Origin of the sequence: Citrobacter sp. L55, from assembly GCF_002850715.1 — a bacterium.
GTDB classification, from domain to species: Bacteria; Pseudomonadota; Gammaproteobacteria; order Enterobacterales; family Enterobacteriaceae; genus Citrobacter; species Citrobacter braakii.
This window is the reverse complement of the sequence record NZ_KZ559404.1, coordinates 92,824-106,291: the sequence shown is the minus strand read 5'-3', so window position 1 is coordinate 106,291 and position 13,468 is coordinate 92,824. Positions and strand designations below refer to the sequence as shown.

At 50.9% G+C, this 13,468-nt stretch carries 13 protein-coding genes and 1 pseudogene; all 14 read left to right on the top strand.

The genetic code is table 11. The annotated features are described in order from the left end of the window. The first annotated feature begins 14 nt into the window (after positions 1 to 14). The gene (gene pspA, locus B9P82_RS14055) at positions 15 to 683 is read left to right on the top strand and encodes a phage shock protein PspA (protein ID WP_016153228.1); all 669 of its coding nucleotides are present in this window, start codon (positions 15 to 17) and stop codon (positions 681 to 683) included. A 54-nt stretch (positions 684 to 737) separates the two neighbouring features. Next, complete coding sequence (pspB, locus tag B9P82_RS14050) at positions 738 to 962, top strand: envelope stress response membrane protein PspB (protein WP_016153227.1); 225 nt, start codon at positions 738 to 740, stop codon at positions 960 to 962. Then, positions 962 to 1,321, top strand: coding sequence for an envelope stress response membrane protein PspC (pspC, locus tag B9P82_RS14045; RefSeq protein WP_101700511.1), 360 nt, complete (start codon positions 962 to 964; stop codon positions 1,319 to 1,321). The genes pspB and pspC overlap by 1 nt, the downstream gene beginning before the upstream one ends. A gap of 8 nt (positions 1,322 to 1,329) precedes the next feature. Then, complete coding sequence (gene pspD / locus B9P82_RS14040; protein ID WP_101700510.1) at positions 1,330 to 1,542, top strand: phage shock protein PspD; 213 nt, start codon at positions 1,330 to 1,332, stop codon at positions 1,540 to 1,542. Positions 1,543 to 1,724: 182 nt separating this feature from the next. Continuing rightward, positions 1,725 to 3,431 carry a sugar phosphorylase gene (locus B9P82_RS14035; RefSeq protein ID WP_101700509.1) on the top strand — a complete coding sequence of 569 codons (1,707 nt, stop codon included), beginning with the start codon at positions 1,725 to 1,727 and terminating at the stop codon, positions 3,429 to 3,431. A 16-nt stretch (positions 3,432 to 3,447) separates the two neighbouring features. Further along, positions 3,448 to 4,740: an ABC transporter substrate-binding protein gene (locus tag B9P82_RS14030; RefSeq protein WP_019076863.1), complete on the top strand. Its 1,293-nt coding sequence runs from the start codon at positions 3,448 to 3,450 to the stop codon at positions 4,738 to 4,740. A 20-nt stretch (positions 4,741 to 4,760) separates the two neighbouring features. After that, positions 4,761 to 5,642 carry a carbohydrate ABC transporter permease gene (locus B9P82_RS14025; protein WP_003840754.1) on the top strand — a complete coding sequence of 294 codons (882 nt, stop codon included), beginning with the start codon at positions 4,761 to 4,763 and terminating at the stop codon, positions 5,640 to 5,642. Beyond that, positions 5,629 to 6,471 (top strand): carbohydrate ABC transporter permease, encoded by an 843-nt coding sequence (locus B9P82_RS14020; protein WP_003020474.1) that lies wholly within the window; start codon positions 5,629 to 5,631, stop codon positions 6,469 to 6,471. The genes B9P82_RS14025 and B9P82_RS14020 overlap by 14 nt, the downstream gene beginning before the upstream one ends. 27 nt (positions 6,472 to 6,498) lie before the next feature. After that, the gene (locus B9P82_RS14015) at positions 6,499 to 7,551 is read left to right on the top strand and encodes a zinc-dependent alcohol dehydrogenase (protein WP_101700508.1); all 1,053 of its coding nucleotides are present in this window, start codon (positions 6,499 to 6,501) and stop codon (positions 7,549 to 7,551) included. 16 nt (positions 7,552 to 7,567) lie between these two features. Then, a pseudogene (locus tag B9P82_RS14010) lies at positions 7,568 to 8,355 on the top strand (sugar phosphate isomerase/epimerase family protein). A gap of 10 nt (positions 8,356 to 8,365) precedes the next feature. Continuing rightward, on the top strand, positions 8,366 to 9,421 hold the full coding sequence (locus tag B9P82_RS14005) for a Gfo/Idh/MocA family protein (protein ID WP_016156633.1): 1,056 nt from the start codon (positions 8,366 to 8,368) through the stop codon (positions 9,419 to 9,421). Further along, the gene (locus tag B9P82_RS14000; protein WP_101700507.1) at positions 9,418 to 11,694 is read left to right on the top strand and encodes a glycoside hydrolase family 65 protein; all 2,277 of its coding nucleotides are present in this window, start codon (positions 9,418 to 9,420) and stop codon (positions 11,692 to 11,694) included. Before B9P82_RS14005 ends, B9P82_RS14000 begins: the two co-directional genes overlap by 4 nt. Then, positions 11,691 to 12,359: a beta-phosphoglucomutase gene (gene pgmB, locus B9P82_RS13995; RefSeq protein ID WP_101700506.1), complete on the top strand. Its 669-nt coding sequence runs from the start codon at positions 11,691 to 11,693 to the stop codon at positions 12,357 to 12,359. Before B9P82_RS14000 ends, pgmB begins: the two co-directional genes overlap by 4 nt. 10 nt (positions 12,360 to 12,369) lie before the next feature. After that, positions 12,370 to 13,452: an ABC transporter ATP-binding protein gene (locus tag B9P82_RS13990; protein WP_101700505.1), complete on the top strand. Its 1,083-nt coding sequence runs from the start codon at positions 12,370 to 12,372 to the stop codon at positions 13,450 to 13,452. Positions 13,453 to 13,468: the final 16 nt, after the last annotated feature.

The following is a 13,468-nucleotide window of genomic DNA, read 5'->3' as shown; positions in this document are numbered from 1 at the left end:
GTGAGGATTACATTATGGGTATTTTTTCTCGTTTTGCCGACATCGTGAACGCCAACATTAATGCGTTGCTGGAAAAGGCTGAAGATCCGCAGAAGCTGGTGCGGTTAATGATCCAGGAAATGGAAGATACGCTGGTTGAGGTGCGCTCAAACTCCGCACGCGCTCTGGCAGAAAAGAAACAATTATCTCGCCGTATCGAACTGGCCAGCGCACAACAGGCAGAGTGGCAAGAAAAAGCCGAGCTGGCGCTGCGTAAAGAGAAAGAAGATTTGGCGCGTTCTGCCTTAATCGAAAAACAGAAACTGACTGATCTGATTGCTTCTCTGGAGCATGAGGTGACGCTGGTTGACGATACGCTGGCGCGAATGAAAAAAGAGATCGGTGAGCTGGAAAATAAACTCAGTGAAACCCGTGCTCGTCAGCAGGCATTGATGCTGCGCCATCAGGCTGCGAGCTCTTCGCGTGATGTTCGTCGTCAACTGGACAGCGGTAAGCTGGATGAAGCGATGGCACGCTTTGAATCTTTCGAGCGTCGTATCGATCAGATGGAAGCTGAGGCTGAAAGCCATAACTTCGGTAAACAGCAGTCTCTGGATCAGCAATTTGCTGACCTGAAAGCAGATGATGAAATCAGCGAGCAGCTGGCGCAACTTAAAGCCAAAATGCAGCAAGATAAGCAATAATAACATCTGGCGGCGCCCGAACGCGCCGCCGCTCATCACCTGTAAGGAGTACTCATGAGCGCGCTATTTCTGGCTATCCCATTAACCATCTTTGTGCTGTTCGTTTTACCGATTTGGCTCTGGCTGCATTACAGCAACCGTTCCAGTCGTGGCGAACTGGCGCAAAGTGAACAGCAACGTCTGGTAGAACTCAACGATGACGCACAGCGGATGCGCGAGCGCATTCAGGCGCTGGAAGACATCCTTGATGCTGAACATCCAAACTGGAGGGACCGCTAATGGGAGGCGTTAATCTGAACAAAAAACTGTGGCGTATTCCGCAGCAGGGCATGGTGAAGGGAGTTTGCGCAGGTATAGCGCATTACCTCGATGTGCCTGTGAAGCTGGTACGGATCCTGGTGGTGTTGTCCGTCTTTTTTGGTCTGGCCTTTTTTACCTTCGTCGCTTACATCGTGCTGACGTTTGTGTTGGACCCGATGCCGGACAATGTGGTTTCCGGTGAGCAGCAGCCATCAAGCGGCGAGCTGTTGGCTGCCGTCGATCGCGAGCTGGCGGCAAGTGAAAAGCGTTTGCGTGAAATGGAGCGTTATGTCACGTCTGATACCTTTTCATTGCGTAGCCGTTTCCGCCAATTGTGAGGATAGAAATGAACAATCGCTGGCAACGTGCCGGGCAAAGGGTTAAGCCGGGCTTTAAAATAGCAGGTAAGCTGATGCTTTTAACTGCGCTTCGTTACGGCCCGGCGGGGGTAGCAGGGTGGGCGGTGAAGTCCGTCGCCCGACGCCCGCTTAAAATGCTGCTGGCGTTGGTCCTGGAGCCGGTTTTGAGTCGGGCAGCGGCAAAATTATCGAAACGCTAATCAGGTAATCAACCCTGATATCCGAATCAGCAAAAGCAAGCAACAATTAATCAACATTCCCTCTGTTAATTTGCGGCAGCTCACAAATACGATTTTTTGGCTGCCAAAATTCTTTTATTATCCCCCTCCTGGCCACCTCAGCCGATTGACAGCTTATTTCCCGCAGAGTAGTCTCTTGATTCATGGGACCGCTACCACGAGAATTGAAGGTGAACCAAAAAATCCAAAAATGCCTGGCAGAAGTTTATGGTGATACGTTTACTTCATGCCACTATGAAGCGCTGATTGCACGTTTAGAGAAATCACAGGGATTAATTAAAAAAATCCGTAAAGCGCATTGGGACGAGGGCGATGTGGTTCTTATTACCTACGCCGATCAATTCCACGGGGCAGGCAAAAAACCACTGCCGATGTTTAATCAATTTTATAATGAATGGCTTAAGTCGACATTTTCTCATGTGCATCTGTTGCCGTTTTATCCGTGGTCATCGGATGATGGTTTTTCCGTAATTAATTACCATCAGGTTGCCGAAGAAACCGGTGACTGGAATGATATTAAGCAATTGGGTAAATCCAGTCGACTGATGTTTGATTTTGTTTGTAACCATATGTCAGCGAAAAGCGAATGGTTTAATAACTATTTGCAACAGCTTGACGGTTATGAAGATTTCTTTATTGCGATGGATCCTGATACGGACCTGAGCAACGTAACGCGTCCACGCGCATTACCGTTACTGACGCCTTTTACGCTGAAAGATAACACCGTACGCTATTTATGGACGACGTTCAGCGACGACCAGATTGATCTCAACTATGCCAACCCGATAGTGTTACTGGCGATGGTCGATGTGCTATTGAGTTATCTTGAGCAGGGCGCTGATTATGTCCGCCTGGATGCGGTTGGCTTTATGTGGAAAGAGCCAGGAACGACCTGTATTCACCTGGAAAAAACGCATCAGCTTATCAAACTATTTCGCGCTATTGCTGACTGCGCGGCGCCTGGTACGGCGATTATTACTGAAACAAACGTTCCGCATAAGGATAATGTGTCCTACTACGGAAATGGTCGTGATGAAGCGCATATGGTGTACCAGTTCTCGTTACCGCCGCTGGTGCTGCATGCGGTACAACGCCAGGATACCTCAACCTTGTGCCAGTGGGCGCAATCACTGGAACTGCCGTCCAGTGAGACCACCTGGTTTAATTTCCTCGCATCGCATGACGGCATTGGTCTCAACCCATTACGTGGTTTGTTACCTGAAGACGAGATCGTGCGCCTGGTGACGGAATTACAACAGGAAGGCGCGCTGGTTAACTGGAAAAATAACCCTGATGGTAGTCGCAGTCCGTATGAAATTAACGTGACATATATGGACGCACTGACGCCAGGCAATTGTAGTGATGCCGAACGTTTTTCCCGTTTTATTCTCGCACATGCCATTTTGCTGAGTTTTCCGGGTGTACCTGCGGTTTACATTCAAAGCATTCTTGGGTCACGCAATGATTATAAAGGTGTCGAGGCGCTAGGTTATAACCGCGCGATCAACCGCAAAAAATATCAAATAAGCCAAATCGAAACGGAGCTGGCAGATGAAACCAGTTTGCGCCACGCTATTTATCATGAATTATCCCGATTAATTGTAATACGTCGTAGTAATAAAGCATTTCACCCTGATAGTGATTTTCAGATTAGCTGTGTTACACCGGCTGTAATGCAAATTAAACGTACGGCGGAAACAGGCGAAAAAATTACCGGATTATTTAATGTCAGCGGTCATACGCAAACCATTAGTATTGATGTTGAAAATGGATTTGATTTGATTAGCGGTAAAACTATTTCAGGTAAAGAATTAACGTTGAGCGCCTGGCAGGTCATGTGGGTTAAGTAATAAAAAGGAACATTTCATGCTTAAAACTAAAATTGTGCTGATTTCAGCACTGGTTTCCTGCGCCCTGGTTTCCGGGTGTAAGGATGATAAAACGTCCTCTGTTGCGATTGAATTTATGCACTCTTCTGTTGAACAGGAGCGGCAGGCGGTTATTGCAAAACTGATCGAGCGTTTTGAAAAAGAGAACCCGGGGATCAGTGTCAAACAGGTTCCTGTAGAAGAAGATGCGTACAACACCAAGGTCATCACCCTGGCGCGGAGCGGTTCACTGCCTGAAGTCATTGAAACCAGCCATGACTACGCGAAAGTTATGGATAAAGAATCACTTATCGATCGTAAAGCCGTAGCGCAGGTCATCAACGCTGTAGGTGAAGGTACTTTTTATGATGGCGTGCTGCGTATTGTGCGCACTGAAGACGGTACCGCCTGGACCGGGGTTCCGGTTAGCGCCTGGATTGGCGGGATCTGGTATCGCAAAGATGTGCTGGCAAAAGCTGGGCTGGAAGAGCCAAAAGACTGGCAACAACTGCTGAGCGTGGCGCAGAAGCTAAACAATCCTGGTAGTAAGAAATATGGTATTGCGCTACCCACGGCGGAAAGCGTTTTGACCGAACAGTCATTTTCCCAGTTCGCGCTCTCAAACCAGGCCAACGTTTTTGATGCGCAAGGAAAGATAACGCTCAACACACCTGAAATGGCGCAGGCGCTGCAGTATTACCGCCAATTGGCAATGAACACCATGCCGGGCTCAAACGACATCATGGAAGTCAAAGACGCGTTCATGAACGGCACGGCGCCGATGGCGATTTATTCCACCTATATCCTCCCGGCGGTGATTAAAGAGGGCGATCCTAAAAATGTGGGCTTTATGGTGCCGACGGAAAAAAACTCTGCTGTTTACGGCATGCTGACGTCGTTAACCATTACCGCGGGTCAAAAGTCTGAAGAGACAGAAGCGGCAGAGAAATTTGTCACCTTTATGGAGCAGGCCGACAACATCGCGGACTGGGTCATGATGTCGCCAGGGGCGGCGCTGCCGGTTAACAAAGCGGTGGTGAATACCCCGACGTGGAAAGATAACACTGTCATCAAAGCGCTGGGTGAATTACCCGATCAGCTAATTGCCGAACTGCCGAATATCCAGGTGTTTGGCGCCGTCGGCGATAAGAACTTCACCCGCATGGGTGACGTCACAGGCTCCGGTGTTGTGAGCTCAATGGTGCACAACGTGACGGTAGGCAAAGCCGACCTCGTCACCACGATTGAAGCGAGCCAGAAAAAACTGGATGACCTCGTTGAACAGCGCTAATGGGGAAATGGAAAGCCGTGATGAATAAGTTCTTTTCAGGTCGATCTGATATGCCATTCGCCATGCTGCTGCTGGCGCCCAGCTTGCTGTTGCTGGGCGGTTTAGTGGCGTGGCCGATGATATCAAACATCGAAATCAGCTTTATGCGACTGCCGCTGAATCCGCAAATTGAGTCTACGTTTGTCGGGCTAAGCAACTATATCCGTATCTTATCCGATCCCGGATTCTGGCATTCGCTGTGGATGACGGTCTGGTATACCGCGCTGGTTGTGGCAGGAAGCACGGTACTGGGGCTGGGCGTAGCGATGTTTTTTAACCGTGAGTTTCGTCTGCGGAAAACGGCGCGCTCACTGGTCATCCTCTCTTACGTGACGCCATCAATTTCGCTGGTGTTTGCCTGGAAATACATGTTCAACAACGGCTACGGCATTGTGAACTACCTCGGCGTGGATCTGTTGCATCTCTACGATCAGGCGCCGCTGTGGTTCGACAATCCCGGCAGTAGCTTCGCGCTGGTCGTGCTGTTCGCCATCTGGCGCTACTTCCCGTATGCCTTTATCTCGTTTCTGGCGATTTTACAGACGATTGATAAATCGTTGTATGAGGCGGCAGAAATGGACGGCGCGAACGCCTGGCAACGGTTTCGTATCGTCACGCTGCCAGCGATTATGCCGGTGCTGGCAACCGTGGTCACGCTGCGCACGATCTGGATGTTTTACATGTTCGCCGATGTTTATCTGCTGACCACTAAAGTCGATATTCTCGGGGTCTATCTCTATAAAACAGCATTTGCATTTAACGACTTAGGCAAAGCGGCCGCTATTTCTGTCGTCCTCTTCGTCATTATTTTCGCTGTTATCCTGCTGACCAGAAAACGGGTGAACCTCAATGGCAACAAATAAGCGCACGCTTGGCCGCATCGGCTTTTACTGTGGATTAATTGTCTTCCTGGGCATCACGCTATTCCCATTTTTTGTGATGCTGATGACCTCATTTAAAAGCGCCAAAGAGGCGATCTCGCTGCATCCGACGTTGTTACCGCAGCAATGGACGCTGGAACATTACATCGACATCTTCAACCCGATGATTTTCCCGTTTGTTGACTACTTCCGTAATAGCCTGGTGGTATCGGTCACTTCTTCGGTGGTGGCGGTATTTCTCGGCGTACTCGGAGCGTATGCGCTTTCCCGCCTGCGTTTTAAGGGGCGAATGACCATCAATGCCAGCTTTTACACGGTGTACATGTTTTCGGGGATTCTGCTGGTGGTGCCGCTATTCAAAATCATTACGGCACTTGGCATCTATGACACCGAAATGGCGTTGATTATCACCATGGTCACCCAGACGCTGCCGACCGCGGTGTTCATGCTGAAAAGCTACTTCGACACCATTCCGGATGAAATAGAAGAAGCCGCGATGATGGATGGATTGAACCGTCTGCAGATCATCTTTCGCATTACCGTGCCGTTGGCGATGTCCGGTCTGGTTTCGGTCTTTGTGTACTGCTTTATGGTGGCGTGGAATGACTATCTGTTTGCCTCGATTTTCCTCTCCAGCGCCAGCAATTTTACCTTACCGGTCGGTCTGAACGCGCTGTTCAGTACGCCTGACTATATCTGGGGACGCATGATGGCGGCATCGTTAGTCACCGCATTGCCGGTCGTCATTATGTATGCGCTTTCCGAACGTTTTATTAAAAGTGGTTTGACCGCAGGCGGCGTGAAAGGCTAAGCGGCCAGTTTAATTAAGGAGTTGTAAATGAAGAAGTTAGTTGCCACAGAACCGCGTGTTGCGGCGCTGGTGGAATATGAAGACAGAGCTGTATCCGCCAATGAAGTGAAAGTTCGCGTTCGCTTTGGTGCGCCAAAACATGGCACGGAAGTGGTCGATTTTCGCGCTGCCAGTCCGTTTATTGACGAAGATTTTAACGGCGAATGGCAAATGTTCATGCCGCGTCCGGAAGAGGCGCCGCGCGGGATTGAATTCGGCAAGTTCCAGCTTGGCAACATGGTGGTGGGCGATGTTATTGAGTGTGGCAGCGATGTGACCGAATACGCCGTTGGCGATTCAGTTTGCGGCTACGGCCCACTGGCAGAAACGGTTTTCTTTAATGCGGTAAACAACTACAAACTGCGCAAAATGCCGGAAGGTAGTTCGTGGAAAAATGCCGTGTGCTATGACCCGGCACAGTTCGCCATGAGTGGCGTGCGCGACGCCAATGTGCGTGTCGGCGACTTTGTTGTCATCGTCGGCTTAGGGGCGATTGGCCAGATTGCCGTCCAACTGGCTAAGAAAGCGGGAGCCTCGGTGGTCATTGGCGTGGATCCGATTACCCATCGTTGCGATATCGCGCGTCGTCATGGCGCGGATTTCTGTCTGAATCCTATTGGCACCGATGTCGGCATGGAAATTAAGAAGCTGACCGGCAAGCAGGGCGCGGATGTGATTATCGAAACCAGTGGCTATGCGGATGCGTTGCAATCGGCGTTACGCGGTCTGGCTTATGGTGGAACCATCTCCTATGTCGCTTTCGCGAAACCTTTTGCTGAAGGCTTCAACCTGGGGCGTGAAGCGCACTTCAACAACGCCAAAATTGTCTTCTCCCGTGCCTGCAGTGAGCCAAATCCGGATTATCCGCGCTGGAGCCGCAAGCGTATTGAGGAGACCTGTTGGGAACTGTTGATGAACGGTTACCTGAACTGTGAAGAACTTATTGACCCGGTAGTGACATTTGCCAGCAGCCCGGAAAGCTATATGCAGTATGTCGATCGCCATCCGGAAAAGAGCATCAAAATGGGCGTGACGTTTTAATTAAGGAATGCAGAAGATGAAAATTGGAACACAGAACCAGGCTTTTTTTCCGGAAAATATTCTCGAGAAATTCCGTTACATCAAAGAGATGGGGTTTGACGGTTTTGAAATTGACGGCAAGCTGCTGGTTAACAACCTGGCAGAAGTGAAAGCGGCAATCAAAGAAACAGGCCTGCCCGTCACCACCGCCTGTGGAGGATATGACGGTTGGATCGGTGATTTTATCGAAGATCGTCGTTTGAATGGCTTACAGCAGATTACCCGCATTCTCGAAGCGCTGGCCGAAGTCGGTGGGCAGGGCATTATTGTACCCGCTGCATGGGGCATGTTTACCTTCCGCTTACCGCCGATGACCTCTCCGCGCAGCCTGGCGGGTGATCGTAAAGCAGTAAGTGATTCATTGATTTATCTCGATAAAGTTGCCGAGCGTACGGGGACGGTGGTGTATCTGGAACCGCTCAATGCTATCAGGATCATATGATCAACACCCTGGCGGATGCCCGTCGCTATATCGTGGAAAACAACCTGAAGCATGTGCAAATCATTGGTGATTTTTACCATATGAATATCGAAGAAGACGATATGGCTCAGGCGCTGCATGACAATCGCGATCTGCTGGGACACGTCCATATTGCGGATAACCATCGTTATCAGCCGGGGAGCGGTACGCTGGATTTCACTGCGCTGTTTGATCAGTTGCGTGAAGATAATTATCAGGGTTACGTCGTGTACGAAGGGCGTGTACGGGCAGAGAACCTGCCGGAAGCGTACCGTCAGTCACTGGCCTGGCTGCGTACCTGCTAAGAGGATTTCTGTGAAAAGTGCACTGACAAGCTCTCCGCTACGCATCGCCATTATCGGCGCCGGGCAGGTGGCGGATAAAGTTCATGCTTCGTACTACTGCACCCGCAACGATCTGGAACTGGTGGCTGTCTGTGACAGCCGCCTGTCACAGGCGCAGGCGTTGGCAGAGAAATACGGCAATCCGCAGGTTTGGGACGATCCTCAGACGATGCTACGCGAGGCTAAGCCAGATATCGTCAGCATCTGTTCACCCAATCGTTTTCATTATGAACACACCATGTTGGCGCTGAACGCCGGATGCCATGTGATGTGTGAGAAACCTCCGGCGATGACGCCAGCCGAGGCGCTGGAAATGTGTAACACGGCGCGTCGAATGGGGAAAGTTCTGGCTTATGATTTTCATCATCGTTTCGCACTGGATACGCAACTGCTTCGTGAGCAGGTGATGGCCGGCGTGCTGGGTGAAATCTATGTCACCAATGTCCGCGCTTTGCGCCGCTGCGGCGTGCCCGGCTGGGGGGTATTTACCAACAAAGAACTGCAGGGCGGCGGGCCGCTGATTGATCTCGGCATCCATATGCTTGATGCCGCCATGTATGTGCTGGGGTTTCCGGCAGTAAAGCGCGTTAACGCACACAGTTATCAACGCATTGGCACGCGTAAAAACAGCGGCCAGTTTGGGAAATGGGATCCCGAGACGTATACCGTGGAGGATTCTCTGTTCGGGACGATTGAATTTCATAACGGCGGTATCCTGCGACTGGAAACCTCTTTTGCGCTGAATATCCCGGAACAATCGATTATGAACGTTAATTTCTGCGGCGATCTGGCAGGGGCGACGTTATTCCCGGCCCAGGTTTATACCGATCGTGAGGGTACGCTTGACGTACTGCTTCAGCGCGAAATGGCCGATGACAATCGTCATTATCGCAGCATGGAAGCTTTTGTGAATCATGTCCAGGGCGAGCCTGTCACTATTGCCGACGCAGAGCAAGGCGTCGTTATTCAACAACTGGTTGCCGCACTGTATCAATCGGCTGAAACAGGGACCTACGTAGACTTATGACGAGGCCAGTAATGCTAACTGAACCGGCTTTTTGCTCACACAGCCTGAATAAATATGCGTCACTCATGACGACCGGTAACGGTTATATGGGGATTCGCGCCAGCCACGAGGAAGCCTACACCTTACAAACTCGCGGCATGTACCTTGCTGGACTGTATCACCGGGCAGGGAAAGGCGAGATTAATGAACTGGTTAATCTGCCTGATGTGGTGGGGGTGGAGATTTCACTCAATGGTGAGATTTTCTCGCTCACCAGCGGCGTTATCGAAAGCTGGCAACGTGAACTGGATTTTGCCAGTGGGGAATTACGCCGTACGCTTACCTGGCGTGCGTCTGGCGGGGCGCGTTTTGCCATTGAGAGCCGGCGATTTGTCTCGGCACAAAAACTGCCGCTGTTTGCGATGGAAGTTGTCGTCACGCCACTGGATGGCGATGCCAGCATTGGTATCTCGACCGGAATTGACGCCACGATGACCAATCATGGTCGTCAGCATTTGGATGAAACGCAGGTCCGGGTCTTTGGCCAGCATCTTATGCAAGGGATTTACACCACCCAGGACAATCGTAATGATATCGCTATCACCACCTATTGCGATGTAGACGGTGCAGCGCAGCGCTGCTTCACGGCGAAAGAACGTCGGTTGTTACAACACAACAGCGTGCAGGCGAAAGCCGGACAGCGCGTCACACTGACAAAAATTAGCTGGGTAGACTGGGCGAGCGAACGCAGCCTGTCGCTTGAGACCTGGGGACGCCAGTCGCTGCGCAACCTGGAAGTGTGCGCGCAGCAAGGCTATGACGCTCTGCTGGCGGAGTCGGCTGCTAACTGGCATGCCTGGTGGCAAAATCGTCGCGTTCAGGTCACCAGCACTGATGCCAGCGATCAGCGAGCGCTGGACTATGCGCTCTATCATCTGCGTGTGATGACTCCTGACCACGATGAGCGCAGCAGTATTGCGGCCAAAGGTCTGACGGGGGAAGGGTATAAAGGTCACATATTCTGGGATACCGAGGTCTTTCTGTTACCGTTTCATCTCTTTACCGAGCCGAAAACCGCGAGAAGTTTGTTGCGTTACCGCTGGCATAATCTGTCGGGGGCGCGTGAGAAAGCCCGCCGTAACGGTTGGCAGGGAGCGCTTTTCCCTTGGGAAAGCGCTCGCAGCGGTGATGAGGAAACGCCTGAATTTGCGGCGATCAACATCCGTACCGGACTGCGTCAGAAAGTGGCCTCCGCGCAGGCTGAACATCACCTCGTGGCGGATATTGCCTGGGCGGTAATCAATTACTGGCATGCTTCAGGGGATCTAAACTTCATGTCCCGTGAGGGAATGACGTTGCTGCTGGAAACGGCGAAGTTCTGGATCAGCAGGGCGGTCATGGTTAATGATCGTTTAGAGATCCACGATGTGATTGGCCCGGATGAATACACTGAGCATGTGAACAACAACGCGTTCACCAACTACATGGCCTGGTACAACGTGGAACAGGCGCTGGGTTTTGCCCGTCGGTTGGGCTGCGGTGATGAGACGTTTATTCACCGCGCAGAGTATTTTTTACAGCATCTCTGGCGACCGGAAGTTCAGCCCGATGGCGTGCTACCTCAGGACGATACCTTCCTGAGCAAACCGGCTATCGATCTGTCACAGTACAAAGCCAAAGCGGGCAAGCAGACGATTTTGCTCGATTACTCCCGTGCAGAAGTCAATGAGATGCAAATTCTCAAACAGGCCGATGTGGTGATGCTGACCTACATGCTACCGGAGCAATTTTGCCCGCAAACCTGTCTGGCAAACCTGCGCTTTTACGAGCCGCGCACAATTCATGACTCCTCGTTGAGTAAAGCGATCCACGGGATTGTGGCAGCGCGTTGCGGTGATCCGGCTCAGGGCTATCGGTTCTGGCGTGAAGGATCGCTTATCGATCTCGGGGAGGACCCACATAGCTGCGATGACGGCATTCATGCTGCGGCAACGGGCGCCATCTGGCTGGGCGCAATCCAGGGATTTGCCGGCGTGAATATTCGCCACGGGGAGTTACACCTTGCTCCTGCCTTACCGGCTCATTGGCAAACGCTGTCTTTCCCGCTGCGCTGGCAGGGCATCGATATGCAGGTAATCATTAATGCGGCTGAAATCCGTATTAACAGCACTGAGCAGATTGTCCTTTGGGTCAATGGTGAAAAGGTCTCCGTGCAGGGGGAAACCGTAATCCGCAATGACGCCATTATTTCGCCCATTTATGGGACCGCTACCACAGAAAGGGGCGATGAATGATACTCAAACCACAGGCCATCATTTTTGATTTGGATGGTGTGATTACCGATACCGCGCATCTGCATTTTCTGGCCTGGCGGCAGGTAGCCGATGAAATAGGGATTGTGATCGACGAAGCATTTAATGACAGCCTGAAAGGGATTAGTCGCGGCGAGTCACTCCAGCGTATTTTGCACCATGGTGGGAAAGCGGGGGCGTTTTCTCCCGAGGCCTGCGCACAATTGGCAGAGAGAAAAAACAGACTGTATGTCCATTCTTTGCGCCAGCTGACGGTTAACTCGGTATTACCGGGAATACGTGAGCTGTTGATGACGTTGCGGGAAGAACGGATTCCGGTGGGGTTGGCCTCTGTGTCGCGCAATGCCCCGGCTATTTTACAAGCGCTTAATCTTAGCTCTTGCTTTGATTTTTGTGCGGATGCGGCATTGATCACCCGCTCGAAACCGGATCCGGAAATTTTCCTGGCAGCCTGCGCGGGTCTTGGCGTTGACCCGCAACAATGTATTGGCATAGAAGATGCACAAGCGGGAATTGATGCAATCAACGCCTGCGGCATGCTTTCTGTCGGCATCGGTAAAGGGCTGAATGGGGCAGACTTGCTGCTTCCGGCAACCGAATTTCTGACGTGGCCGTGCTTATCGGCTTTCTGGCAACACTACAAGTAAAGGATTCAACATGGCACAGCTTTCGTTGCAACACATTCAAAAAATTTACGACAACCAGGTACACGTCGTTAAAGACTTCAATCTGGAAATTGAAGATAAAGAGTTTATTGTTTTTGTTGGACCTTCCGGCTGCGGGAAGTCAACTACGTTACGCATGATCGCCGGTCTGGAGGAGATCAGCGGCGGCGATCTGCTGATTGACGGTAAACGGATGAACGATGTGCCGGCGAAATCACGCAACATTGCGATGGTTTTTCAGAACTACGCGTTGTACCCACACATGACCGTCTATGACAACATGGCGTTTGGTCTGAAAATGCAGAAAATAGCGCCTGATGTGATTGAGGAGCGCGTCAACTGGGCGGCGCAGATCCTTGGCCTGCGCGATTATCTGCAGCGTAAACCCGGCGCGTTATCCGGTGGTCAGCGTCAGCGTGTGGCGCTGGGGCGTGCGATTGTTCGTGAAGCGGGGGTCTTCCTGATGGATGAACCCTTATCGAATCTCGATGCCAAACTTCGCGTTCAGATGCGGGCTGAAATTAGCAAACTGCATCAGAAACTCAATACCACCATGATCTATGTTACCCACGATCAAACCGAAGCCATGACTATGGCGACGCGTATTGTGATTATGAAGGATGGCATTGTTCAGCAGGTTGGTGCGCCGAAAACGGTTTATAACCACCCGGCTAATATGTTTGTCGCCGGATTTATTGGCTCACCGGCCATGAACTTTATTCGTGGCGCGATTGATGGTGATAAGTTTGTTACTGAAACACTGAAATTAACGATTCCACAAAATAAATTAGCACAATTAAAAGCGCAGGGTTATGAACATCAGGCGGTCACTCTGGGAATTCGTCCTGAAGATATACACCCGCAGCTTAATAATGAAAATAGTATATCGGCAAAAATTAGCGTTGCAGAATTAACCGGCGCTGAATTTATGCTTTATACCATTGTTGGGGGGCATGAGTTGGTGGTCCGTGCTGGGGCAGTGAATGATTATCATGCAGGAGAAAATATCACTATTCATTTTGATATGGCGAAATGCCATTTCTTTGATGCTGAAACTGAAGTGGCTATTCAATAAAATTCCGGGGGGATAA